The following is a 24,129-nucleotide window of genomic DNA, read 5'->3' as shown; positions in this document are numbered from 1 at the left end:
CGAGCCTGGCGCCCGTTCTCAGCCCGTTTGTCCGGCCTCCCCCGTGCAGAGAGAAAGTTACGCGGACAGCCCAGCGAAGGCAAATCAGGGTTCATCACTGGTTCGGGCCACGATCACGCAACCGCCCCCGGCCCAGCCGAGGACGTGGGCCGCCTCGACGTGCCAGAGTGTCAGTCATGGATGAGTCCGGGCACGGGGCCAGGGTGTTCGCCGAGGAGGCGCTACTCGGCCTCATCGGGCCGTTCTGGCAGGTGGTGATCGGTGCGGTCGTGCTTGTCGTACTCGTGCTCTCGGTGGGACGACTGGCCCGCCGGGGTAAGTCCCGGATGACCACGGCCCTGCTGGTCACCGCGGCGGCCATCGCCGGGTTCGCGGTGATCGGCGTCCTGCTGGAGGGCTGAGGCTCAAAGCCGGCGGTTGGCCAGGCTGGGCAGCTCGGCACGGACCGTTGCGAGCCGGTCGAGGTCCAGGTCGACGACGGAGACCCCCGGACCGTCCGGCACCTGGGCGATGATCGTCCCCCACGGGTCGACCACCATGCTGCGGCCGAAGCAGGTGCGACCCGGCTCGTGGTCGCCGGTCTGGCCGGCTGCCGCCACGAAGCACTGGTTCTCGATCGCCCGGGCCCGCAGCAGGACCTCCCAGTGGTCCCGCCCGGTGTGCATCATGAATGCGGCCGGAACCACAAGCAACTGCGCGCCGCCATCGGTGGCGAGCAGCCGGTACAGCTCCGGGAAGCGCAGGTCGTAGCAGATCGACAGGCCAACCCGCAGGCCCTCGACGTCGACCACCACCGGTTGGACCCCAGGCGCGACACTCGCCGACTCCCGGTAGGAGACCCGACCGGGGATCTCCACGTCGTACAGGTGGATCTTGCGATAGCTCGCGGCCAGACTGCCGGAACGGTCGAAGACAAGCGACGTGTTCCAGGTGTGTTCCGGGTCCGGGCCGGCCTCATGGAACGAACCGGCCACCAGCCAGATCCCGAGCCGCCGGGCGATCCCGGCGAAGAAGCTGCCCACTTCCCCGTCCACCGGCTCCGGTTGCGGCAGCCCGGCGGCGGGACCGAGGTAGTCGACGTACTCCGGGAGGACGGCGAGATCCGCGCCGCCGGCGGCGGCGCGCTCAAGTAGGGCCTCCGCGGCCGCCAGATTGGCCTTACGGTCGTCCCGGGCGTTCAGCTGGCAGACGGCGACACGCATGAGCCAAGGGTACGGCTGGAAGGCCGCACGCGGACAGCGTCAAAGTTCGACCAGCGCCGGCTGGAACGCGGCCACGATGCCCGGCTGGTGGCCGGCGGCACCCGCCGAACACGATCACGCCGGCCGCATCAGGACTGAGCGGCCGGCGTGACGGTGCGGAGGATCAGGCGGACTTCTCTTCGCGGTCCCGCCGGGCCCGACGCCCGGTGAACTCACGCGGCACGATCGTCGGGTTGACGTTCTCCAGGACAACCTCGCGGGTGATCAGCACCCGAGCGGCGTCGGGATTGCTCGGCACCTCGTACATCGCGGAGAGCAGAACCTCCTCGATGATGGCCCGCAGACCACGGGCACCGGTGCCCCGCAGCATCGCCTGGTCGGCGATGGCTTCCAGCGCCGGCTCGTCGAACTCGAGCTCGACACCGTCCAGCTCGAACAGGCGCTGGTACTGCCGAACCAGGGCGTTGCGCGGCTCGGTGAGGATGCGCACGAGGGCGCTGCGGTCCAGGCTGCGCACGTTGGTGATCACCGGCAGCCGGCCGACGAACTCGGGGATGAGCCCGAACTTGAGCATGTCTTCCGGCATGACCTGGCTGAAGATGTCATCTGTCGACCGCTCGGACACCGATCGGAGCCGAGCGCCGAAGCCGGTGCCGCCCTGCCCGGTGCGGGACTCGATGATCTGATCGAGGCCGGCGAACGCGCCACCGCAGATGAACAGCACGTTCGTGGTGTCGATCTGGATGAACTCCTGGTGTGGGTGCTTGCGGCCACCCTGCGGCGGCACGTTGGCCACCGTGCCCTCAAGCATCTTGAGCAGGGCCTGCTGCACGCCCTCACCGGAGACGTCTCGCGTGATCGACGGATTTTCCGACTTACGGGCGATCTTGTCGACCTCGTCGATGTAGATGATGCCGGTCTCGGCGCGCTTGATGTCGTAGTCGGCGGCCTGGATCAGCTTGAGGAGAATGTTCTCCACGTCCTCACCGACGTAGCCCGCCTCGGTCAGGGCGGTGGCGTCGGCGATGGCGAACGGAACGTTCAACATCCGGGCGAGGGTCTGCGCCAGGTGGGTCTTGCCGCACCCTGTCGGGCCGAGCAGCAGGATGTTGGACTTGGCCAGCTCGACGGCGTCATTGCCGGAGCCCGGCGCGCCCGCCGCCTCAGCCTGGATCCGCTTGTAGTGGTTGTAGACCGCGACGGCGAGCGCCTTCTTGGCCTGATCCTGACCCACCACGTAGGTGTCGAGGAACTGGCAGATCTCCATCGGCTTGGGAAGCTCTTCCCACTTCACCTCGCCGGACTCGGCCAACTCCTCTTCGATGATCTCGTTGCAGAGATCGATGCACTCGTCGCAGATGTAGACCCCTGGGCCCGCGATGAGCTTCTTGACCTGCTTCTGCGACTTGCCGCAGAAGGAGCATTTCAGTAGGTCGCCGCCGTCACCGATCCGTGCCACCTACGTTCTCCCTGCACTCATCGGCCGGAGACCCGGCCCTGACCTGCGGACGCTGCGTGCCGCCCGGCTTAGTTCGCCCCGCCGGCTCAAGCGGCGAAGCGGTACGGACCCGACGTTACCCGCTGGCGAGGCATTCTCCGACCCCCAAAACGGGTGTGTCAGAGGTCGGCCGGGAACGAAAGCCCCGGCCAACCTCTGACCCGATGCTGCTCAGCGGGCGGCGTTGGCCGCCAGCAGACCCTTCTTGCGACTGGTCAGGATCGTGTCGACCAGCCCATACTCCTTGGACTCCTCGGCCGTCATGATCTTGTCACGGTCGATGTCCTTGCGGACCTGCTCGATCGGGCGGTTGCAGTGGCGGGACAGCATGTCCTCCAGCTGCGTACGCATCCGCAGGATCTCCCGGGCCTGGATCTCGATGTCCGAGCCCTGCCCGTAGCCGCCCTCGGTGGCCGGCTGGTGGATGATGATCCGCGAGTTCGGCAGAGCCATCCGCTTACCCGGGGTGCCCGCCGAGAGCAGCACCGCCGCCGCGCTGGCCGCCTGCCCGAGGCAGACCGTCGAGATGTCCGGACGGACGTACTGCATGGTGTCGTAGATCGCCGTCATGGCGGTGAATGAGCCACCCGGCGAGTTGATGTACATGATGATGTCGCGGTCCGGATCGGTGCCCTCGAGCGTCAGCAGCTGGGCCATCACGTCGTTGGCCGACGCGTCGTCCACCTGGACGCCGAGGAAGATGATCCGGTCCTCGAAGAGCTTGTTGTACGGGTTGGATTCCTTGACCCCGTACGACGTGCGCTCGACGAACGACGGCAGCACGTAACGGTTGTGCACGGCCGCGAACTGGGGCGGCAGGCTCAGATCGGTCATCGTCAGCTCCTCAGCTCAGGGTCCCGGCGCCATCCGGAACCTGAGCGGCTCCGATGATCACCTTGTCGATGAAGCCGTAGTCCATGGCCTCCTGGGCGGTGAACCAACGGTCCCGGTCCGAGTCGGCCTCGATCTGCGACTGGCTCTGGCCGGTGTGGTGCGCGACCCGCTCCTGGAACATCCGCTTCGTGTAGAGCATCTGCTCCGCCTGGATGGCGATGTCGGATGCCGTGCCGCCCAGACCACCGGACGGCTGGTGCATCATGATCCGTGCGTGGGGCAGGGCGTACCGCTTGCCCTTGGTGCCCGCGCAGAGCAGCAGCTGACCCATCGAGGCAGCCATGCCCATCGCCACGGTCGACACGTCGTTGTCGATGAACTGCATGGTGTCGTAGATCGCCATGCCGGAGTAGACCGAGCCACCCGGCGAGTTGATCCACAGGTTGATGTCGCGGTCCGGGTCCTCCGCGGCGAGCAGCAGCAGCTGCGCGCAGATGCGGTTGGCGACCTGGTCGGTCACCTCACTGCCCAGGAAGATGATGCGTTCCTTGAGCAACCGGTTGTAGACCGAGTCGTCGAGGTTGCCAATGGAGTCGCCACCGCGCGCGTCAATCGCCCGGAGCGACTTCTTGGGGATGTGCATGTCGGTCATGGCAGCCCTTCGCTCTCCGTACCGTCTTTCCCGACAGTAACCGCTGTGCGGGGCGGCAGAGTCCCGGTCGGGGCAGTGTTCGCTCTCAGCGCAGCTATGTCGGGCGTACCCGCGGCGCGGGCTTCCGGGCCGTACCCCGGAAAGGGAAACGGCCGCCGTCTGCCGCTCAGCGGCGGACGGCGGCCGCACCCGACGATCAGTGGTTGTGCTCTGCCTCGTTGGCGGCACGCAGCGCGTCGAGGGTGACCTCGTTGCCGGCCGAGTCCTTGATCGTGATCTTCTCCATGACGGCAGCGAGCGCCTTGCCCCGCCGCACGTCGCCGAAGACCGCAGCCGCCGCGCCGGAGCGCACCAGCTGGTCGTAGTACTGCTGCGGGGCCATCCCGGCACGCTGCGCCCGGTGCACGATCTCGTGCCCGAACTCGTCGTCGGAGACCTGCACGTCCTCCGCGTCGGCCAGCGTGTCCAGCAGGAGCTGAACCTTGACGCCCTCGGTCGCCGCCTCGGTCAGCTCGGCGTCGATCTGCTCCTCGGTCTTCTCCTCGGCCGCGAGGTACTCCTCCAGGGAGGCGCCGATCCGCTCGAGCTGGTCGATCATCGCCTGCTTGCGGCTCGCGACCTCCTCGCGGACGACACCCTCCGGGGCCGGGATCTCGGCGGCCTCGACCAGCTGGGCGAGGGCCTTGTCCCGAGCGGCGTAGATCTGCTCGACCTGCTTGCCCTGGTTGACCCGGGCCCGCAGGTCGCCGCGCAGCTCCTCGATCGTGTCGAACTCGCTCGCCATCTGGGCGAACTCGTCGTTCAGCTCCGGCAGCTCCTTCTCCTTGACCGTGCGCACGGTCACCGCCACCTCGGCGTCGCGACCGGCGAAGTCGCCGCCGACCAGCTGGGTGGTGAAGGTGGTGTCGTCGCCGGCGGCGAGGCCGACCACGGCCTCGTCGAGGCCCGGCAGGAGCTGCTTGCTGCCCACCTCGTGGGAGATGTTGCTCGCCTGGCCGCCCGGCACGTCCTCGCCGTCGACGGTGGCGTTCAGGTCGATCTGGACGTAGTCGCCCTCGGCGGCGGCCCGCTCGACGGTCTTGAGGGTGGCGAAACGCTCCCGCAGGTTCTTCACCTGCTCGTCGATCTCGCTCTCGTCGATCTGCAGCTCGTCGACGGTGACCTCGATGGTGGCGGCGTCCGGAATGGTGATCTCCGGACGAACGTCGACCTCGGCGGTGAAGTTCAGCGAGTCACCATCGTTGAACTCGGTGATCTCGACCTCGGGGCGCCCCAGCGTCTTCAGGTCGTGCTCGCGCACCGCGGCGAGGATGTTCTCCGGGATGGCCTCCTGGACCGCCTCGTTGAGGACGGTGCCCCGGCCCACCCGCTGGTCGATCACCGCGGTCGGCACCTTGCCCCGGCGGAAGCCCGGAACCTGGACCTGCGAACCGATCTCCCGGTACGCCTTCTTGAGGCTCGGCTCGAGCTCGACGAACGGCACCTCGATGGCGAGCCGCACGCGCGTCGGGCTCAGAGTCTCGACGGTGCTCTTCACAGGCGTACTCCTTGACGGATCTCAGTTGAGTCTGGGCGTGATTCAGCCCATCGAGTGTAGGCGAGCCGGCCTGACGCTCCGGCATCGCCCGGGAGCCGCACTGGGCGGCACCCGGAGCGGCCCGGTCGCGGACGACAGTCGGGGTGGCGGGATTTGAACCCACGGCCCCTCGCTCCCAAAGCGAGTGCGCTACCAAGCTGCGCCACACCCCGTGGCGACGTGCAGTCTATGCCGTCGCCACGCCTCAGTCGGTGCCGGGGCATCCTCCACCCGGATAGAACTCCCAAAAGCTACCATTCCACCCCACGCTTCGGGCGTCAAGATCCGCACAGTTTCAGGGATGTGGGGGCCTCACGGCGCGAATCTTGGGTGCTGTGACGCGGCGCTGGGGACCGGGCGGCCACCGCGGGGCGGTGGCGCGGTTACGCGTCGGGCAACGGCATTGGGTACGCTGTAGGCGCGTCCCGTTTCGGCGGGGTGCAACGCGGGCGTAGCTCAATGGTAGAGCTTCAGTCTTCCAAACTGACTACGCGAGTTCGATTCTCGTCGCCCGCTCCACGCACGAAGGCCCAGGCAGACCGCGTTCGCGGCACCTGGGCCTTCCGCTTCTCCCCCAGCTTCGACCGTCCGGGTATCCGCGTGCCATTCAGCGGCGTACGGCCCGCCACAGCCGGCGGTAGAAGTCGAGGTACGTCTCCTCCACGTGCTCGGCGTACCGGATCGTCTCGGGGTGTCGGGCCGGCAGTTGGCTGATCGGCACGTTCATCGCCGCGTGGTGCTCGATGTGCAGGTTGTTGCCGTTGGTGAACCAGGTGCTGAACCAACTGCCACGGATCGAGCGGGTGTTGCGCAGCACGTCCGTGCTGTCGGTGTCGCAGAGCACGTGTTCCGGAAGCTCCACCAGGAAGTGCGCCGGCACCGCGAGCAGGAGGGGCAGCAACCACAACCGGAGGACCTGCTCGTGGTAGCCGGCTGCGGCCAGGACGGCCACGAGGACCACCGTGGCGCCGAGGATCACGTGCTCGGTGACGACCCGGCGACGCATCGTCGGGCTGATCTCGCCGAACTCGTAGCGCCAGCGACCCGTCGCCGCCCGGACGACGTCGCGGCCGACGTGCGCCAGCCGCGAGTAGTCGAACAACCCGCGCAGCAGCATGCCCAGGGTCAACGGCACGCGGGTGTCGAAGCCGAAGAACTCGGTGTCCTGTGGTGTGCCGAGGAACCGGTGGTGTTGCAGGTGCCGGACCCGGTAGTGGCTGTAGACCACGAACATCGGCAGGCCGAGGGGCACCCCGACGAGCCGGTGCGGCCAGGACGCCCGGAACGCCGAGTGGTGCAGGGCCTGGTGTTGCAGCTCGACCGCGTGGGTGTACATGGCGGCCAGCAGCACCACGCCGACGACTATGGCGAGGGGTTCGGGGCGCAGGGCGAGCACGCCGCCGAGGGCGGTGAGGACGGTCAGCACGGCCAGCTTGGCGATGAAGACCCGTTCGTCGACGACGGAGGTACGTGCTCGGGCGAACAGCAGCATGGGGGGTGCCACGGTTGTCATGGGGGATCTCCGTAGTGGGGCGTGCTCAGCGCCCGCTGAGCAGCACGACGTGGGTGCCGGTGAGAGATGTGGTGCGGGCGTGGCGGAGCAGCCCGGCGAGCGCGACCGACCCGGCGGCGGTGGGGTGGGCGCCGTGCTCGGCGAGCAGCGTCTGCGCGTGCAGAAGCTCGTCGTCGTCGGCGCCGTGCACGAGGCCACCGGTCGCGGCGACCGCGTCCATCGCCTCCGGCCCCTGCAGGGCGTGCCAGTTGACCAGCGGCTGGTTGTGGTCGGTGGTGGCGACGCCGTCCGGTGGCAGCATCTGGTACGGCCCGGGCCAGCAGGTGACGACCGGGTTGTTGCCGGCAGAGCCGACACCGTGGATGGGCACCGACCACCCGAGCGCGCGTAGCTGCCGGTGCACCGCGATGATCGTCGTGCCGTTGCCGACCGGGATCCACAGCGCCGTCGGCGGCTCGGGAAGCGCCCGGTGCAGGGCGTGGGCGACGACGCCGTGACCGGCGAAGACGGCATCGACGTACGGGCCGTCGACGTTGCCGTCGATCGAGCCCTCGTCAAGCGCGAGGCGGCGGGACTCGTCGACGGCGTCCTCGTAGCTACCCGGTACGAGGTGCACGTCGGCCCCGGCGGCCCGCATGAATGCGCCGCCGTCACTCCAGCCGGTCGGGAGCACCACAGTGCAGGCCATCTGAGCGGCGGAGCTGGCCATCGCCATGGCCCTGCCGTAGTTGCCACAGGTGGCGATGACGACCCGGCGGTAGCCGTCGGCCGCCGCGCGGGCCACCACCGCGCGGGCTGCGGGCTCCTTGTGGCTTCCGGAGGCGTAACGGGTCTCGTCCTTGATCAGGACACGGGTGCCGGGCACGAGTTCCCCGGCGTCGATGAGGGGCGTGCCGTACGCGTCGACGGGCGCCGCGGGCAGAACTTGGGTGGACACGAGGTTTCCTTAGCGGGTGAGCGGGGCGGCGGCGATGAGCAGGGCGTCGGCTTCGCGCTGGAGTTCGTCACGCGAGCCGATCTCGGCGGGGGGCAGGGCGTCGGGGAGGTGGTCTTCGAGCAGGCGTAGGCGGGGGGTGAACCAGCCGCGTACGGCCCAGGCCAGTTGCAGCAGCCCGCTGACGACGACCAGCAGGGCGAGCCCGCGTCCGGGGCCGGTGCCGAGCAGGTGGCCGACGGAGCCGGCGAGCGCACCACCCGGTTCGAGCAGCGGCTGGACGTAGCGTTCGGCGAGCGGTCCGACGATCAGGTAGCCGATCGGCATCGTCAGCATCATCACCGTGATGAAGATCGACAGGACCCGTCCCTGGAGTTCGAAGCCGACCTTCGTCTGCACCAGGGCGATCCAGTGCCCCTCGGCGAGGGACTCACCGAAGGTCACCAGGAACATCCCGGCCACCACGAGGATCGGCGCGTTGCCGAGGCCGACGATGGCCATGGCCAGGCTGCCGATGCCCATGAAGATGATCAGGCCGTTGGCCCGTCGGGCGGTGCCGCCCCACAGACCCATGGTCAGGCTGCCCACCAGCCCACCGAGACCGCCGGCGCCCAGGGCGAGGCCGAGCACCGCGGGGCTCTGCTCGATCAGCAGCATCGGCGTGATCACGGCGAAGCCGAGGGTGTAGAAGGCGTGGTCGATGACGAAGAACCGCAACGCGGCGCGCAGCCCCGGCCGGCGGGTGATGTACCGCCAACCGGCGGTGACCTCGGTGCGGAAGGTCTCCTCCCGGCGGTGGAACATCAGATCCGGGAAGCGGACCGCCAGCAGGGTGAGCACACCGACGGCGAACGTGCCCATGTCGATCGCGATGACGCCCGGCACGCCGATCAGCCCGACCAGCCCGGCGCCGAGCATGGGGGCGAAGACCAGGCCGATGCTGACCCCGAGCTGGCTGATGCCGTTGGCGTGCCCCAGGTACCGCTTCGGCACGAGTTGGGCGACCGCGGCGAGATAGGCGGGCCGCTGGAAGGCCCCGGCCAGAGACGTCACCGACACCGCGAGGTAGACGTGCCAGAGCTCCAGACCACCCCCGGAGAACACGACCGCGGCGAGCGCCGCCATCGCCGCCGCCGAGGCGCCGTCGCTGGCGAGCATGACGGTGCGCCGGTTCCACCGGTCGGCGACGGCCCCGGCGATCGGCCCGACGAGAATGCCGGGCAACAGACCGACCGCGTTCACCACGGCGAAGTCGGTGATCGACCCGGTCCGCTGGAAGACCCAGATGCTGAGTACGAGGGCACTCAGACCGCTGCCGATCATGGACACCAGTTGGCCCAGTGCGACAAGCGCGAACCGCGACAGACTGGGCTCGGCGGCACCGCGCTTGGGCGTGGGCTCCGGCGCCTCGTCACGCACGGTCGGCGCGGCGGGCTCGACGAACGACACGAGTGCCTGCGCGAGCGGCTCCGCGTGGCTCTTGACGAAGAAGTGGCCAGCCTTGGGCAGGACGGCCAGGTCCACCTCGTCGGCGAAATGTCCCCACTCCTGGTGGCGTTCCTGGTAGTGCTCGGTCACCCGGTCCCGGGAGCCGACGACGGCGAGCACCGGCGTACGCAGCGGGTCGGGATCGCGCTGGTACGCCGCTGTGAAGTACTCCTCGGCGTCGCGGGCGTCGTGCCGCACGTTGCGCAGGACGAACGCCTCCTGGGCCGGGTCGGCCACGTCGGTGAAGCCGCCGCGTCCGCGCAGGTACGCGAGGTACTCCCGATCGGAGGTGAAGCGGTCGGTGGGCACCAGGCGGTAGAACCAGTCGAAGAAGCGACCGGGGAGCCGAGCCGTGGGGAACCCGGCGCCCAGCGCCACGCCGACCAGCGGCACCCCCGCCTCCTCGGCCTGCCGCGCGAGTTCGACGGTCACCGCGACGCCCAGGCAGTGGCCGTACAGCAGGATCGGCCCGTCGATGTTGCGCAGCTCGGCCAGGACGAGGCCCGCCACGGTCTGCGCCGGCAGCAGGTCCTCGTCCGGCCGGGAGTGGTCGTGGCCGGGCATCTCCACCGCCTGCAACGCCCAGTTCGACGGGAGGGCGGCGGCGAGCGGCTGGTAGGCGATCGCGCTGCCCCCGGAGTACGGCACGGCCACCACCGTGACGCCACCGGTGGACAGGTCGGCGTCCGACGGCGTCAGCCGGTGCAGCAGCGTGCGCTCGGCGAGCGCGTCCGGATCGCGGTCGTGCAGCGCCGCGGCGAGTCGACGCACGGTCGGGTGCTGGTAGAGGTCGAGCAGGGCCGGGGCGGGCTCGATGCGCCGGATGACCCGCAGGGCGGCGAACGAGTCACCGCCGAGGGCGAAGAAGCTGTCGTCGATGGTGATCTCGGCGATGCCGAGCACCTCGGACCACACGGCCGCGATCTGCCGTTCCAACGGAGTCCGCGCGGCCGTACCGGCAGCGTCGGCGCTCGCGTTCGTGGGTGCGGGCAGCCGCCGCCGGTCGAGCTTTCCGTTCGGGGTCAGCGGCAGCGCCGGCAGGCTCACCAGCCGAGCCGGAACCATGTGCACGGGCAACGTGGTGGCGAGCGCGTCGCGGATCGCCACCTCGTCCACCGGCTCACCCAAACGGGGTACGACGTAGCCGACGAGCTGGGCGACGCCGGACGGCAGCGGGTGCACCGCGACGGCGCACGCGGTGACGTTCGGTAGCGCGCCGAGGGCTGCCTCGACCTCACCCAGCTCCACCCGGTAGCCGTTCACCTTGACCTGGTCGTCGAGGCGACCGAGGAAGTCGACGTCGCCGCCGAGGTGGTAGCGGGCCGAGTCGCCGGTCCGGTACATCCGGGCGTCCGGCTCCGGGGCGTACGGGTCGGGGACGAAGCGATCGGCGGTCAGCTCGGGGCGGTCGTGGTAGCCGGGCGCCACGCCCAGCCCGCCCAGGTACAGCTCGCCCACGACCCCGGGCGGCACCGGCTGGCGGTGCGCGTCCAGCACGTAGACCCGGTTGTTCGGGAATGGGCGGCCGATCGGCAGCGGCGCCTCGTCGGCGAGGTGATCGACAGGGCCGTCGAAGTAGACGTTGTCGACGGTGACCTCGGTGACGCCGTACGCGTTGACCACCCGGTTGTCTCCTCCGACCAGGCGGCGGGCCAGCTCGTACTCCCGCACGTGCCACTTCTCGCCGCCGCCGATGAGCAGGCGCACGAAGTCCAGGCGCTGCCCGGTCTGGTCGGCGTACGCGAGCAGGTTGCGCAACACCGCCGGGACCAGCTCGGTGCACTGGACCTGCTCGGAGCGCATCAGCGCGTAGAGGTCGGCCGGGTCGAGGAGGGTCTCCCGGGGTACGACGACCAGCCGACCGCCGGTGCAGTGTGCCCGCAGGGTCTCCCCCACGAACATGTCGAAGGAGAAGCTGGCCGCCTGCTGGTAGGTCCACCCGGGTTCCAGGTGGTACGCGTGCTGCCACATGGCCGCGGCGTGGACCAGGTTGCCGTGGTTGACGACGACGCCCTTGGCCTTCCCCGACGAGCCGGAGGTGTAGATGACGTACGCGGCGTCGGTGCCCGAGTTGACCAGCGGCAGGTCGGTCCGGTCGGTCGGCAGTGGGCCGCGCAGGTACTCGTCGTCGACGAAGACCACGGCCCGGCTGTCCTGGCGCATGTAGTCGAGGCGCTCCGGGGGGTACGCCGGGTCCAGCGGCACGTACGCCCCGCCGGCCTTGAGCACGGCCCACATGGCGGCGAACAGGTCGATGCCCCGGTCGAGGCAGATGGCCACCCGGTCACCCGGCCGTACGCCCTCGGCGCGCAGCCGGCGGGCCAGCTGATTGGCGCGGCCGTTCAGCTCGCCGTAACTGATCGTGGTGTCCCGGAAGGTCAGCGCGGGCGCATCCGGGGTGGCCGCGACCTGCCGCTCGAAGAGCTGATGCAGGGCGGTCGCGTCGGGCACCGGGATCGCGCTGTCGTTCCACCCGTGCACGATCCGCTGCTGCTCGTCGGCGCTGAGCAGGGCGAGCCGGCCCACCGTCTGCTGTGGTGCGTCGGCTGCGGCGTCGAGCAGGGTGAGCAGGTGACCGAGCAACGCCTCGACGCGGGCCGCGTCGAAGAGTTCGGTGGCGTAGTCGATGTTGAGCACCGGGCCGTCGACCGGAAAGTCGAGGCTGACCGAGAGGTCCACCAGGGTCGCGGCCGGCGGCAGCTCCCCCGCGTGCCGTACGCCGGGATGCTCGGCCTCCGGCACGTTGTGCACGGTCAGCACGACCGGGCTGAGCCGGTTGCGGTTGCCGCTGCCGGGCCGCCGCAACGCGTCGATCAGGTCGGGCAGGGCGAGGCCCTGGTGGTCCAGGTCGCTGAGGACGGCCTGTCGGACCCGGCCGAGCAGTTCCGCGAAGGACGGGTCACCGGCGAGGTCGCCGCGCAGCGGGAGGATGTTCAGCAGCGGCCCGACCACACCCTCCAGCTCCGGGCTGGTCCGGCCGGCCACCGGGGAGAGGATCGTGATGTCGCTGCGCCCGGTGTAGCGGCCCAGCACCGTCTGCAGGCCGGCGAGCACCACCATGAACAGGCTCGCCTGGTACGCCTGGCCGCACTCGGTCAGCCGCCGCAGCAGCGCCGGGTCGAGTCGACGGCTGATCCGGTCCGAGGCGAAGGAGCGGACCACCGGGCGTGGCCGGTCCGCCGGCAACTCCAGGTCCAGGTCGGCGTCGTCGAAACGGCTCTGCCAGTACGCCGTCAGTGTCGTGTCGGCCTTCGCGGCGGCGTACCGGCTGGCCAGGTCGGGCACGGCGGCCGGGCGGGGCAACCCCGCGGCCGCGCTGAGGTCCGCGTCGAGCTCTGGTTGGCGCACCGCCGCCTGGTAGAGCGCGGCCAGTTCGCCTGCGATGACGGTGCCCGACCAGCCGTCGTACACCAGGTGGTGGATCAGCAGGACGAGTTCGTCGTCGCTGCCGGTGCGGACCAGCACAGCACGGGCCAGCGGCCCGTTGGCCAGGTCGAACTTCTCGACGGCGATGGCGTCGACGGACGCGGTCCGGGGTGCCTCGGAGAGCGGGATCACCGCGTCCGCGTCGATGACCAGGCGCGGTTCGGCCCCGTCGTCGGGGAAGCGGGCCCGCAGCAACGGATGACGGCGGGCCAACTCGCGCAGGCCGCGAGTCAGGGCGTCGGCGTCGATCCGGCCGTCCCAGCGGAAGCGGGCGCCCAGGGTGTGCGCGGGCAGGGCGGCACAGATCCGTTCGGCCACCCAGAAGTCCCGTTGCAGGGGGCTCAGGGAGGGCGAGACGTCGGCGGGTGCAGCGTCGATCGGCGTAGCGTCGGGGTCCGACGACGCGGGGAGCAGCGCGGCGATCGCGGCGAGCGTCGGCGCGGCGTACAGCTCGCTGAGCGTGAGGTTCACCCCGTGGCGCTGCCGCAGGGCGCCGATCAACCGGATCGCGGCGAGGGAACTGCCACCGAGGGCGAGGAAGTCGTCGTCGGGACGTACCGCGCCGACGCCGAGCAGGGTGCCCCACAACGTTGCCACCTCGGCCTGTGCCGGCGTCAGCCCGGCCGCCATGACAGCCGGTGACTCGTCGACGCTCGCCGCCAACGCCCGTCGGTCGACCTTCCCCTGCGCGGTGATGGGGAACGAGTCGTGTCGGGTCAGCACGGCGGGGATCAGGTAGGCCGGCAGCCGGCTGGCGAGATCCGCGCGTACCGCCGAAAGGTCCACTGTGGCATGGGCCACGACGTGACCGACCAGACGCTGCTGCCCGTCGCGGTCCTCCACCAGGACGACCGCGTCGGTGACGTGCGCGACGTCGCGCAACGCGGTCTCGATCTCGCCCAACTCGATGCGGAAGCCGCGGATCTTCACCTGGTCGTCGGCGCGGCCGAGGAACTCCAGGGCGCCGTCGGCGCCGCGGCGGACCCGGTCGCCGGTCCGGTACTCCGGCCGGCCATCCGGCCCGGGACGGAACCGGTCCGCGGTGAGGTCCGGCTGGTGCAGGTAGCCGGTCGCCACGCTGGCACCACCGATCAGCAACTCGCCGACCTCCGCCTGGGCGCCGGAGTCGTCGACGATGCGGCAGGTGACCCCGTTCAACGGGTACCCGATCGGCACCACGTCACCGGTCCACGAGGTCAGGTCGGCGGCCGTGGCGACCACTGTCGTCTCGGTCGGCCCGTAGGTGTTGAGCAGCCGCACCGTGCTGCCGGCCACCGCCTGCCAGCCACGGACCAGGTCGGCTCGGGCGGCCTCGCCCCCGATGATGACCAGCCGAACCGTCGCGGGAAGGCTGGCCTCGCCCCGCACCAGGGCGGCCGCCAGTTCGTGCCAGTACGCGGTCGGGAGGTCGAGGACGGTGATGCCGAGGGCCGCGCACCGGTCCAGGAAGAGGTCCGGCCGGCTGATCATGTCGTCGTCGCGGAGAACCACTGTGGCCCCGCTGACAAGCGGCGGAAAGAGCTCCTCGACGCTGGCGTCGAAGCTGAGCGAGGCGAACTGCAACATCCGGTCGGCGCTGGTCAGCTCGTACCTGGTGACGGCGGCATCGCAGAAGCTGGTCAGTGCCGCGCGTGGCACCAGCACACCCTTGGGGCGACCGGTGGATCCGGACGTGAAGATGAGGTACGCGGTGTCCGAGGTCGACCGCTGCGCGTCGGGCAACGACGACACCCCGTCGTCGTCGATCACCACGCGGGGGCAGGCCTCGGCGAGCATCAACCGGATCCGGTCCGCCGGATACGCCGGGTCCAGCGGTACGTAGCCCGCTCCGGTCCGGAGGACCGCGAGGATCGCGATGATCGCCTCGCGACTGCGGGGCAGCCGGATACCGACCAGGTCTCCACTGCCGACACCTGCGCTGACCAGCTCGACCGACAGGGCCTCGACCTGCTCCACCAGAGCCGCGTACGTCACCTCGGCCGACTGCTCCACCAGCGCGATGGCAGCGGGAGAATGGCTCGCCCGCTCGGCGATGGCCGCCCAGATCCCATCCGGACAGACGCTGTCCAGCGTGATGTGGCGACCGTCGATTGCCTGACTCACGGGACCTCTTCCTTTAGCGATCAACTTCGCGCCAAAGGTTAGGGGGAACTGCCATCGGTGAACGTGAACGCTGCCCGAATCATGAGCTAAAAGGCCGGCCTCGAAATTCCGGATATCTTCACCTGTCCGGATACGCCAAGGGTGTGGCTCGAATCCCGCAAACTCCAAGGCGCGACAACGTACCCGCCATGTCGAGGGCGGTGACGGGCGCTAAGCCGATGGTGATCACAGACGTAGACGTGCTTTCATGTCAGCACGCCTGCGCCAACCCGGGACATCGATGACTGAGCAACCCACACCTGATCACCTCGTTGTGGTCGACGTGTTGACGCAGGGCCTGAGCCACCTGCTACGCGACGAGGATCCGGAACTAGCCCGATGGATCGAGGAACTGGTCGCGACGCTGAAGAGTCCCCGGCAGACGACACTGGCCGGTTGGAACAGCTTCCTCGACCCCGGAGCCGACTCCACCTGACCCGGTCGGAGTTCACCCGACTGGCCGACGGCCGGGCGGATCCGGCCTCCATCCGCGGTCTGCGGCGTGCCCAACGTAATCGCACGATGCTCGTCCTGAAGAGCCTCGCCGGCACCGACGACGCCCTGGCGGCGTCGGCGCACCTGCTGGGCCAGGCCCACCGCCTCGACCCCGACGCGGTGGACGTGCTGCTCGATCATCCGTGGCTGGCTGTCTGGGCGGTCGACCGCGTCCGGCACGGCACCACCGGCCGACCGGACTACCTCCCGTTCGCGGCGCTCGCGGCGGCCGCCCTCACCGGCTGGTCGGACGCGGCGGTACCGATAACCCCGTACCGAGGGCTGGTGCCCGTGCCAGGGCTCGGGGTGCTGCGCCGACGCGGCGGCGGGACGCCGATGACGCCGGCCGACCTAACTGGGCGGCACTGGACACCCGCCCGCTGGTGGCGCTTCACTGACCAGTCGGTCACCCTCGACCTGCGCGTCGACGACCTGGACCCCTACCGCGACTGCTTCGGGCGACCGGTCGCCGCCCGGCTCCCCCCACAGCGCGCCGCCGACCTGGAACGGTCCGTCGGGCACGCCTGGCACCTGCTCGTCGCGTACGCCCCGGAGCATGCCGCCGAGATGGCCGCCGGGATCAGCACGTTTGTGCCGCTGGCGGGCGGCACCGGGCGCGGGCACAGCATCACGCACGCCGACGGCTTCGGGGCATTCGCCGCCGACGCCGACCTCGACCCGGTGGAACTGGCCGTGACGATGGTGCACGAGCTGCAACACAGCAAGTTCAACGCCGTCCTCAGCCTGGTTCAGCTCCACGAACCGACAGATCCCGCGCGGTACTTCGCGCCCTGGCGTCCCGACCCGCGCCCGATCGGCGGGCTGCTGCACGGCACGTACGCCTTCACGGCCGTCGCCGAGGTGTGGGCCGCGCTGCGCGCGCATCCGGGCCTGGCGGTCCAGGCCACCGCGCGGTTTGCGCTGGTGCGGGCGCAGCTGGAACGCGCACGCGTGGAGTTCGCGCGGGTTGGAAGCCTCACCTCGGCCGGGCGACTGTGGACAGATCACCTGGCCGAACGGATCAGCCACCTGACCGACGTGCCGATCCCGGCCGCCGCGGTCGCCGCCGGGCGGCGGGAGGTGGCCGAGGCGGAGCGGGCGAGCCGACGGACGATCAGCACGGGATGAACTCCCGGGCCGCCGCATGGCACCGCCCGTGCGCGAGGTGTCAGGTCAGCCCGACGGTTTCGATGTCGCACTCGATGCGCCGCTGACCCCGGGCGGCGTCCACCTCCGGATGGTCCGGCCCGAACAACGCCTCCAGCCCTGCGGCAGCGCTGTCGAGCAGCTCGCGGCCCCGCGCCTCCTCGCCCACCTCGATCAGGTCGACCGCCGCGTTGACCGCACAGTAGAGCGTGTACGGATGCGCAGGCCCGCGCAGCCGGCGGGAGTCCTCAAGGATCGCCTCGGAGAGCACCTGCGCCTGCTCCAGCCGGTGCGACCGGACCAGGTTGATCGCCTGCGCGGAACGGGCGCTCAGCAGGTACGGGTGGGTGGGCGGCAGCGCCTCGCCCATCGCCTGCAAGGTGGCTGCACCCAACTCCCGCGCCTCGCGGTCGAAGTTGCGGGCCCGCAGGATCACCCCGAGGTTGACCGCCGCGCAGAGCGTGACCGGGTGCCGCTCCCCGAAGGCGGCGCGGAAGGTGGCGTGCCCCTGGGCGGCCAGGGCATACGCGTGGGTGGCGTCGCCCGCGGCGCGCATGGCGTTGGCGCAGGTCATGGCCGCCTCCGCAGCGAGCACATGGTCGGTCCCGAAGCGGCGGGTCACCAGCCGGTAGTTGGCCGCGCCCTCGGCCACGGCGGCGTCGAGCCGACCGGTCTTGCGGAGGCAGGCGATGTGGATGCAGGTGGCGCGCAGCACGGTGAGGTGCTCCTCGCCCAACAGCGCCCGCTGCACCGGCAGGGACCTGTCCAGCAACTCCAGCGCGTCGGCGTACCGGCCCAGGAGGTAGAGGTCGCGTGCCTGGGCCTCCTGGGCCAGCACCAGCGGGTAGGTGCCGTCCTCCGGGGTCGCGCCGGCATGCCGTTCCACTTCGAGGTTGAGCGCGTACGCCCCTTCGAAGTCGCCGATCAGACGAAGGTTGATCGCCATCGAGTTCATCACCCGCAGCGTGCTCGGATGCCCGTCGCCGAGCACCCGGCGGTGCACGTCGAGGTTGCGCTGGTCCAGGTCGGCGGCGGCCGCGAAGTCGCCGATCCGCCGCAGGTCCGCGCCGACGCTGTTCGCCGCACCCAGGGTGTACTCGTGCTCCTCACCGAGGCTCGTCCGCATCCGCTCCAGCGCCTCCAGGCCGAACGCGGCCGCACGCGGGTCGGCGAGCAGCCGCAGGGCGTCCGCGTACCGGCGCATCGCCAGCAGGGTCAGCGGATCGCCACTACGTTCGCCTTCTGGGCCGGGCTGGTCCCAGGCGGCCAGGATCTCCTCCGCGAAGTCCCGGCAGCCTTCGAAGTCGCCCAGGTTGTAGATGTAGCGCAGTTGGTCCATCGCCGTCCGGCGGGCGTCGAGGTCACCGTGGATCAGGCCGGCGACGCGGACGTGCGGCGCGATGTCGGCATGGCGTGGCCACGTGCTCCGGTCGTCCGGGAAGCCCGGGTTGGCGGCGGCCAGCAGCCGGCGGGCGTTCGTCAGCGCGCTGTCGTCGCCCTGCTCGGCGAGCCCCTCCCGGAGGACCGCCTGCACCAACCGGTGCACCTGCACGTGCCGGCCGGCGTTGTCCGCCTTTGCGAGCCCAAGCGACGCCAGTTGCCGAATCGCCCGGGCGATGTCGTTGCGCTCCTGCAGGCTGGTGCGCAGCGGTTCGTCCAACCCGGCACGCCGCCCCTCCCAGAGCAGGCGCATCGGGATCGGGTCGGGGCTGAGGAAGGCCAGCATCTGGATCAGCTGCGCGGCGGCGAGATTCTGCTCGCGCACCGCGGCGAGCGCCATCGACACCACAGTCAACACGGTGCCCCGGTACTGCCGGGGCTGGCCCTCACCCAGCAACTCCCGGGCGTGCTCCTTGAGGTCGACGAGGTATTCGTCGACCGACGAGAGCATGGTGAGCAGCCAACTGGCGGCCTGTTCCAGGGCGAGCGGCAGGTCACCCAGCTCCGCGGCGAGTCGGCGGGCGTCGTCGGCGGTGGTCGCCGGACGCCGCTTGAGCAGGAGCTCCACGCTCTCGGCCCGGGTGAACACATCGACATCCAGGGTCAGGGCGCTCGCCGACCAGGCCATGTTCCGTGACGTGACGAGGATGTGGCCGCGCTCGCCGACGAGGTTGGACGAGGGCATGAGCGGCGCCAGCTCGTGCGGGTCGTCGGCGTTGTCGTAGACCAGCAGCCAACTGAGCGAACTCGTCGACAGGGAGTCGAGCACCGTCCGCACGGTCTGCTCCAGGCTGGTGCTCGCCGCCAGGCCGAGCCGCTCGCCGAGCGCCGCGATCGAGGTACGCAGGGCGCTGAGATCCTCGGCAGCCATCCACCAGATCAACTGGTAACGGTCCGCGTACCGGTAGGCGAACTCGACCGCGAGCTGGGTCTTGCCGACCCCACCGACACCGCGCAGTGCCGCTTCCGGCAGCACCGAGGCCCGGTGCTGCGAGGAGAGCAGTTCGTCGAGTTCGACGAGCTGCTTCTCCCGGCCGGTGAAGTACAGGTTGCGCGGTGGGACGCCGCCCCGGATGAGAGTGCGGGATCGCTGGGGCGTCGTCTCCTCGATGATGATCGTCCTGCGCATGTCGGATTCAGGTTCCTCTCCACCGGCCTCGGCCGGTGCCGCCTGGTGCGGGGATCGTATCGACGTCCAGTGCGCCTTCGCAGCCACGCGCACATCGTCGAGGTCGGCGGTGGTGAGCCGCAGGGCCGCCGCCGCATCCCGCAACCACTGCTCCAACGGCCGCCCGTCCGACTCCAGGCCGGCGAGGACCAAACCCGCCAGCGCCACCGCGGCGGGAACCTGCCAGTCACCCACCGGCTGCCAGCCGACGGCGTCCACGAGCGCGGGCAGATCCTCCTGCGACAACGGCCGATCCGCGACGGCCGTGACGGCCGTGGTCAACACCTCGGCCGGGACGTCCGTGAGCACCTGCGCGAGGAGCCAGGAGAGGTAGACCTGCTGGGCGAGGGTGACCGCGGCGGCGCCCGGATGGAAGTTGGCGATGACCTCCAACAGCATCGCCAGGCCCCGGGGCTCCTGCGCGCAGGCGCGCACGATGCGGTAGACGTCGTAGCGGACCTCGGAGTGCCGGTGCACCGACAGTCGCTTGCGCAGCTCCCCCTCCACCTCATCGAGGTAGAGCGAACGGGTGTCGCCGTCATTTATCGAACTCATCGACAGCAGCGCGTCGCAGATGGCTTGCACCTGGGCGCTCGGCATCCGGGGCGTCGTCACCGATTGTCCTCCGTACCGGTCAGGAGTCCGAGGCTCTCGGCAAGGTCACGGAAGGCCCGCAGTGGCGTACTCCGGGACCCTTCCGTCAACAGCAGGACGCGATAGAGAGCCGCGATCCCATCCTCGTATTCTAAGCCCGTCCGAATCAGTCCGAACATGTCGAGACCCAGTGGTCCGAATGGTTTCACCATCCGACTGATGTGCGGCGGCAGCGACTGAATGACCAATTGACGACTGTCGGGGTGTCGGAGTACGGGGATTTCCTCCAGCAGACGGGCCAGCGCCATCTTCTGCGCGAACGAGAGTGGTGCGGGTGCCGGCCGGGGGGTCCTGCGGGCAACGGCCGGCAGCAGGCCGGGCGGCAGCAGGGCCGGCCACTGCCCGACCGGCAGCATCCAGCCGACCAACTGCTGGCCGACGCTCGTCCTGGCCAGCACCATGCCCACCACAGCGCCATCCGAGGCGTACACCCCGGCACCACTGAACCCGCGGTCGATCGCCGCCGTGGCGGAGGAGATTCGATCGAGTTGGCGCCAACCGGTGCTGGCGTCGACCGGGCCGACGGCCCGCGCCAGCACCAGGACCGACGCCGGGGTGTTCGCCGGGAAGCCCACGATCCGCACGTCGAACTCGTCGTCGCCGCGATCGGCCAGGGTGGCGGGGGTGGAGGGCAGCGGTGTGGCGCAGCGCAGGACCGCCAGGTCACCGTCGCCCGCCGGGCCGACACTCCGGGACCACGTCACCTCGGCGGCGACCGGCGATCCTGGGCTGCTCGGTGTGTCGACGAGCAACCCGGGCTGGTCCGGCCCAGTGCCGTCGTCGACGACATGCCAGCAGGTCAGCACCAGGTCGGCGGTCAACTGGACGCCCGCGCCGACGACCGACGGGGAGCGCCCGCCGAGTACCCGCACCCGGCCCGCGAGCGACCGGGTGCCGGTCATCCGCGCTCCGCCGACCACTCGACCCGGACGGTTGGTGGTCGGTGGCCGGCGCTGCGGTCAGCCATTCGCGACATTCTCCGCCGAACCGGACTCGTCCGCACCCGGCGACGACATCGCGGTGACGCCCGTGGTCCAGATCAGCTTGACCTTGAGGTGGCCCTGCGCGCTGGTGCGGGCGACGACGGCGCCGGCCTCCGCGGTGAGGGTTACGCCGATCTCGACCTCCACCTGATCGGGGCGCACCGACATCCCCCGGACCACGCCCAGCGCCCCGTCGAGCGCGGGCTTGACTTGGGCCAGCGCCATTTCCAGCGTTTGCCGGGCGGGGCGGATCCGATCGAGCAGACCGACCCGTTCCAGATCGGTGCCAACGTGCTCCTCGACGAGGATGACACCCTGATCAGTCTCGAAACGAAGGAGATCCGCCACGCGACAAATTCTCACCGAAAGATCGTTCGGAATCGGTGTCAGATCACTGACAGCAGTCATTGGGTGCACCCTGCGCCGACACGGGACACTTCTGCTTGCCATCCGGACAGCGGCCTGTCAGCCTGGCGGAATGCAGGACACGGCAACCTTCGAGGATCTCCTCCGCGAAGGCGCTAACGCATCCGTCGACGGTTGGGACTTCTCCTGGTTTCACGGCCGCGCGACAGAACAGCGTCCGTCCTGGGGATATTTGAAACTCATGGCAGCCCAGATGAGGGTGGCCCGCGCCGCACTGGACATCCAGACCGGCGGCGGCGAGGTGCTCTCCGAGGTGCCCGCATTTCCACCGGTGACCGTGGCCACCGAGCACTGGCCGCCCAACCTCCAGCTGGCCCGGCGCGCGCTCGAACCGCGCGGCGTACGGGTGGTCGACGTCGCCGAGGACGCTCCGTTCCCGTTTCCCGACGAGACGTTCGACCTGGTGGTGAGCCGGCACCCAAATGTCGTGCTCTGGGACGAGATCGCGCGGGTCCTCACGCCCGGCGGGCGCTACCTGGCCCAGCAGATCGGCCCCGGGTCGAACCGGGAACTTGCCGAGTTCCTCACCGGGCCCCGGCAGGTCGGCGACGAACGCAGCCCGGCCCGCGCCGCCGCCGACGCACAGGCCGCCGGCCTGGTCATCGACGAGCTGCGGCACGAGGCGCTGCCGACCACCTTCAACGACGTCGCGGCCGTGGTGCACTTCCTCCGCAAGGTCATCTGGACGGTGCCGGACTTCACCGTGGACCGCTACCGGGCCCGCCTCGCCGATCTGCACGACCACATCCGCAGCCATGGGCCGTTCGTGGCACACGCGCAGCGCATCCTGGTCCGGGCCCACAAACCCCAGCGCTGAGACGATGCTGTGGGGCTGGTCCCCGAACTGGTACCCGTCGGCCACGGATGAACTGCGGCCGGCCGGGTAAGCGGCAACCTTGCCTGGTGGGGAGACGACCGGTGTCGCGGCGTGCCGCGACCGGGCGCACGGGCGGGCGGCCCACGGCCGCCCGCCCGGCGTTCCCCGGGATCAGTTCGAGGAGATCCAGTTCCAGGCCGAGACGACCCACTCGGTCTGCTGGAGCCACGCCACACCGAGGCCGGCGAGGAACACCGCCGTCGCCAGGTGGGCACCTCGTGCGCTGCGCCGGACCCGACCGAGCTGCCGCTCCAGCACCAACCTGCCGACCAGCCGGAACAGGGCGAAAAGGCCGACCGCCACCAGCAGGCTGAGCACCAACACCAGCAGCGGGCCGCTCAGGTCACCCTGGCCGGACAGAGCCCAGATCCCCCAGCAGACGAACGCGAAGAGCCCGCCCGCCGCGCTCCACTCGCCGCCGACACGTAGCTGCGCCATCCGCGAGCTCAGCGAACGGCGTGCAGCCGGCTCGCCGGGCCAGCCGGTGCCGGTCGGCTCGTGCTCGACCACCGGGAACGGCTCGGTCCGCGGGCTGCGCGGCTGACCCACCGCAGCGACACCCCGGCGGAACCCGTCGCGCTGCGGCGGCACCCCGACGCCGGCCTGCGGTGGCACCTCCACGGTCCGCTCCGCCCACGGCTGCGTCTGGTCTGCCATCTCGTCCTCCCCCTGACCGACGGCAACAGCACCGCCTGGATTCGAGGGTAGCCAGCCGGCAAATCGGTCGCCGACCCCGGCCGGCACGCGAGGCCACACAACGCTGCCGGATCATCCCGGGCAGGGTACGGTCGGCTGATGGGTGACCCCGACCGACGACGGCGACGGCTGCGCCACCACGCCGACACCGAGCCGGCCCGGCCGGGCGCCGATGGCCCAACGGTCAGCACAGCGGGCGTGCACGACGGTGACGACCCGCCGCCGCGTCGCAGGAGTGCGGGCGGCGACGAGCGCGACGGCGAGCGAGGGCTCCGTGGGCTGGTCGGTTCCGGCTCGTCCCAGGTGGGGCTGAGCGCCGCGCTGCGGGCCCGGGACGCGGCCCGCCCCGACGACGACGACCTGGCCGAGGCGGAGGCCCGGGTGGTGGTCGTGCGTCGAAACTGGGTGCCCCGCGAGGAGCTGCCCCGCTCGCCGCGCTGAGCGCCGTCGCGTCAGGGCAGCTCGGGCAGCTCCCGGGTCCGCTCGTACTCGGCCACCTGGGCGATCCGGCGGGCGTGCCGCTCGTTGCCGGAGAACGGCGTGTTCAAGAACGCCTCGACGATGGCGGTCGCCTCGTCCAGCGTGTGCTGACGGGCACCGATCGCGACGACGTTCGCGTCGTTGTGCTCGCGGGCCAGCTGAGCGGTCTCGACGCTCCAGGCCAGCGCGGCGCGGACGCCGGCGACCTTGTTCGCGGCGATCTGCTCGCCGTTGCCGGACCCACCGATGACCACCCCGAGGCCCGTCTCGTCGGCCACCACCTGGTCGCCGGTGTGCAGGCAGAACGTGGGGTAGTCGTCGTCCGGGTCATAGCCGTGCGGGCCGACGTCGACGACGTCGTACCCCTGCTTGGCCAGGTGGTTGGCCAGGTGCACCTTCAACTCGAAACCGGCGTGATCGGATCCCAGGTAGACGCGCATACCGGGCAGTCTGTCAGGCCGTGCTCTCCGACGTCGCGGGGGCGGCGTCGGAGAGCCGA

Annotated in this window: 18 protein-coding genes and 2 tRNA genes; 6 read left to right on the top strand and 14 right to left on the bottom strand. The window is 70.5% G+C overall.

What is annotated here, in order from left to right; all coding sequences use genetic code 11:
- Positions 1–176: 176 nt before the first annotated feature.
- Positions 177–401 carry a hypothetical protein gene (locus IF46_RS0111360; protein WP_030488275.1) on the top strand — a complete coding sequence of 75 codons (225 nt, stop codon included), beginning with the start codon at positions 177–179 and terminating at the stop codon, positions 399–401.
- A gap of 3 nt (positions 402–404) precedes the next feature.
- Here IF46_RS0111360 and IF46_RS0111355 read toward each other — a convergent pair whose 3' ends face one another.
- From IF46_RS0111355 to IF46_RS0111330, 6 genes are all read right to left on the bottom strand, one after another.
- Entirely contained in the window at positions 405–1,202 is a 798-nt protein-coding gene (locus IF46_RS0111355) for a carbon-nitrogen hydrolase family protein (protein ID WP_030488274.1), read from the bottom strand.
- A 163-nt stretch (positions 1,203–1,365) separates the two neighbouring features.
- Entirely contained in the window at positions 1,366–2,661 is a 1,296-nt protein-coding gene (gene clpX / locus IF46_RS0111350; protein ID WP_030488273.1) for an ATP-dependent Clp protease ATP-binding subunit ClpX, read from the bottom strand.
- 210 nt (positions 2,662–2,871) lie between these two features.
- Entirely contained in the window at positions 2,872–3,534 is a 663-nt protein-coding gene (locus IF46_RS0111345) for an ATP-dependent Clp protease proteolytic subunit (protein ID WP_030333536.1), read from the bottom strand.
- 10 nt (positions 3,535–3,544) lie between these two features.
- Positions 3,545–4,186: an ATP-dependent Clp protease proteolytic subunit gene (locus IF46_RS0111340; protein ID WP_007464111.1), complete on the bottom strand. Its 642-nt coding sequence runs from the start codon at positions 4,184–4,186 to the stop codon at positions 3,545–3,547.
- A gap of 196 nt (positions 4,187–4,382) precedes the next feature.
- Complete coding sequence (gene tig / locus IF46_RS0111335) at positions 4,383–5,723, bottom strand: trigger factor (RefSeq protein ID WP_030488272.1); 1,341 nt, start codon at positions 5,721–5,723, stop codon at positions 4,383–4,385.
- Between the two features lie 138 nt (positions 5,724–5,861).
- A tRNA-Pro gene (locus IF46_RS0111330) sits at positions 5,862–5,935 on the bottom strand.
- A 272-nt stretch (positions 5,936–6,207) separates the two neighbouring features.
- Between IF46_RS0111330 and IF46_RS0111325 the strand changes: the two genes are divergently transcribed.
- Positions 6,208–6,281 (top strand) — tRNA-Gly (locus IF46_RS0111325).
- Positions 6,282–6,369: 88 nt separating this feature from the next.
- Here the strand turns inward: IF46_RS0111325 and IF46_RS0111320 are convergent.
- The 3 genes from IF46_RS0111320 to IF46_RS0111310 are packed head-to-tail and all read right to left on the bottom strand — an operon-like array spanning position 6,370 to position 15,226.
- Entirely contained in the window at positions 6,370–7,275 is a 906-nt protein-coding gene (locus IF46_RS0111320; protein ID WP_030488271.1) for a fatty acid desaturase family protein, read from the bottom strand.
- A 25-nt stretch (positions 7,276–7,300) separates the two neighbouring features.
- A complete protein-coding gene (locus IF46_RS0111315; RefSeq protein WP_084597869.1) occupies positions 7,301–8,212 on the bottom strand; it encodes a pyridoxal-phosphate dependent enzyme in 912 nt (303 codons plus the stop codon).
- A 9-nt stretch (positions 8,213–8,221) separates the two neighbouring features.
- A complete protein-coding gene (locus tag IF46_RS0111310; RefSeq protein ID WP_198041420.1) occupies positions 8,222–15,226 on the bottom strand; it encodes a non-ribosomal peptide synthetase/MFS transporter in 7,005 nt (2,334 codons plus the stop codon).
- A 280-nt stretch (positions 15,227–15,506) separates the two neighbouring features.
- Between IF46_RS0111310 and IF46_RS34760 the strand changes: the two genes are divergently transcribed.
- Positions 15,507–15,701, top strand: coding sequence for a hypothetical protein (locus tag IF46_RS34760; protein WP_198041419.1), 195 nt, complete (start codon positions 15,507–15,509; stop codon positions 15,699–15,701).
- An 86-nt stretch (positions 15,702–15,787) separates the two neighbouring features.
- Positions 15,788–16,888 carry an HEXXH motif domain-containing protein gene (locus tag IF46_RS33245; RefSeq protein WP_051723840.1) on the top strand — a complete coding sequence of 367 codons (1,101 nt, stop codon included), beginning with the start codon at positions 15,788–15,790 and terminating at the stop codon, positions 16,886–16,888.
- 40 nt (positions 16,889–16,928) lie between these two features.
- Here IF46_RS33245 and fxsT read toward each other — a convergent pair whose 3' ends face one another.
- The 3 genes from fxsT to IF46_RS0111285 are packed head-to-tail and all read right to left on the bottom strand — an operon-like array spanning position 16,929 to position 21,559.
- Positions 16,929–20,129 carry an FxSxx-COOH system tetratricopeptide repeat protein gene (gene fxsT, locus IF46_RS0111295; RefSeq protein ID WP_157562901.1) on the bottom strand — a complete coding sequence of 1,067 codons (3,201 nt, stop codon included), beginning with the start codon at positions 20,127–20,129 and terminating at the stop codon, positions 16,929–16,931.
- A complete protein-coding gene (locus IF46_RS0111290) occupies positions 20,126–21,070 on the bottom strand; it encodes a trypsin-like peptidase domain-containing protein (RefSeq protein ID WP_157562899.1) in 945 nt (314 codons plus the stop codon). The genes fxsT and IF46_RS0111290 overlap by 4 nt, the downstream gene beginning before the upstream one ends.
- Positions 21,071–21,127: 57 nt before the next feature.
- Positions 21,128–21,559, bottom strand: a complete 432-nt coding sequence (locus tag IF46_RS0111285) for a CU044_2847 family protein (RefSeq protein ID WP_157562897.1) — start codon at positions 21,557–21,559, stop codon at positions 21,128–21,130.
- Positions 21,560–21,629: 70 nt separating this feature from the next.
- On the opposite strand from IF46_RS0111285, the gene IF46_RS0111280 reads away from it, so the two are divergent.
- Positions 21,630–22,394 carry a class I SAM-dependent methyltransferase gene (locus IF46_RS0111280; RefSeq protein ID WP_030488264.1) on the top strand — a complete coding sequence of 255 codons (765 nt, stop codon included), beginning with the start codon at positions 21,630–21,632 and terminating at the stop codon, positions 22,392–22,394.
- Positions 22,395–22,565: 171 nt separating this feature from the next.
- Here IF46_RS0111280 and IF46_RS0111275 read toward each other — a convergent pair whose 3' ends face one another.
- On the bottom strand, positions 22,566–23,111 hold the full coding sequence (locus tag IF46_RS0111275; protein WP_030488263.1) for a hypothetical protein: 546 nt from the start codon (positions 23,109–23,111) through the stop codon (positions 22,566–22,568).
- Between the two features lie 138 nt (positions 23,112–23,249).
- Between IF46_RS0111275 and IF46_RS0111270 the strand changes: the two genes are divergently transcribed.
- The gene (locus tag IF46_RS0111270; protein WP_030488262.1) at positions 23,250–23,591 is read left to right on the top strand and encodes a hypothetical protein; all 342 of its coding nucleotides are present in this window, start codon (positions 23,250–23,252) and stop codon (positions 23,589–23,591) included.
- A gap of 11 nt (positions 23,592–23,602) precedes the next feature.
- On the opposite strand, the gene IF46_RS0111265 is transcribed toward IF46_RS0111270, so the two are convergent.
- Complete coding sequence (locus tag IF46_RS0111265; RefSeq protein ID WP_030488261.1) at positions 23,603–24,070, bottom strand: ribose-5-phosphate isomerase; 468 nt, start codon at positions 24,068–24,070, stop codon at positions 23,603–23,605.
- Between the last annotated feature and the right edge of the window lie 59 nt (positions 24,071–24,129).

The sequence above is a fragment of the Micromonospora chokoriensis genome (assembly GCF_000718555.1).
Lineage (GTDB): Bacteria > Actinomycetota > Actinomycetes > Mycobacteriales > Micromonosporaceae > Micromonospora > Micromonospora chokoriensis_B.
Note: the sequence above shows the minus strand (reverse complement) of the source record. Positions and strands in the feature narration are given on the sequence as shown.

What these genes read in the sequence shown, in the direction of transcription:
- IF46_RS0111285 (WP_157562897.1), bottom strand. Translation starts at nt 21,559, where the DNA reads ATGACTGCTGTCAGTGATCTGACACCGATTCCGAACGATCTTTCGGTG.
- IF46_RS0111360 (WP_030488275.1), top strand. Translation starts at nt 177, where the DNA reads ATGGATGAGTCCGGGCACGGGGCCAGGGTGTTCGCCGAGGAGGCGCTA.
- IF46_RS33245 (WP_051723840.1), top strand. Translation starts at nt 15,788, where the DNA reads ATGCTCGTCCTGAAGAGCCTCGCCGGCACCGACGACGCCCTGGCGGCG.
- IF46_RS0111345 (WP_030333536.1), bottom strand. Translation starts at nt 3,534, where the DNA reads ATGACCGATCTGAGCCTGCCGCCCCAGTTCGCGGCCGTGCACAACCGT.
- IF46_RS34760 (WP_198041419.1), top strand. Translation starts at nt 15,507, where the DNA reads ATGACTGAGCAACCCACACCTGATCACCTCGTTGTGGTCGACGTGTTG.
- IF46_RS0111270 (WP_030488262.1), top strand. Translation starts at nt 23,250, where the DNA reads ATGGGTGACCCCGACCGACGACGGCGACGGCTGCGCCACCACGCCGAC.
- IF46_RS0111265 (WP_030488261.1), bottom strand. Translation starts at nt 24,070, where the DNA reads ATGCGCGTCTACCTGGGATCCGATCACGCCGGTTTCGAGTTGAAGGTG.
- IF46_RS0111275 (WP_030488263.1), bottom strand. Translation starts at nt 23,111, where the DNA reads ATGGCAGACCAGACGCAGCCGTGGGCGGAGCGGACCGTGGAGGTGCCA.
- IF46_RS0111280 (WP_030488264.1), top strand. Translation starts at nt 21,630, where the DNA reads ATGCAGGACACGGCAACCTTCGAGGATCTCCTCCGCGAAGGCGCTAAC.
- IF46_RS0111340 (WP_007464111.1), bottom strand. Translation starts at nt 4,186, where the DNA reads ATGACCGACATGCACATCCCCAAGAAGTCGCTCCGGGCGATTGACGCG.
- IF46_RS0111290 (WP_157562899.1), bottom strand. Translation starts at nt 21,070, where the DNA reads ATGACCGGCACCCGGTCGCTCGCGGGCCGGGTGCGGGTACTCGGCGGG.
- IF46_RS0111320 (WP_030488271.1), bottom strand. Translation starts at nt 7,275, where the DNA reads ATGACAACCGTGGCACCCCCCATGCTGCTGTTCGCCCGAGCACGTACC.
- IF46_RS0111355 (WP_030488274.1), bottom strand. Translation starts at nt 1,202, where the DNA reads ATGCGTGTCGCCGTCTGCCAGCTGAACGCCCGGGACGACCGTAAGGCC.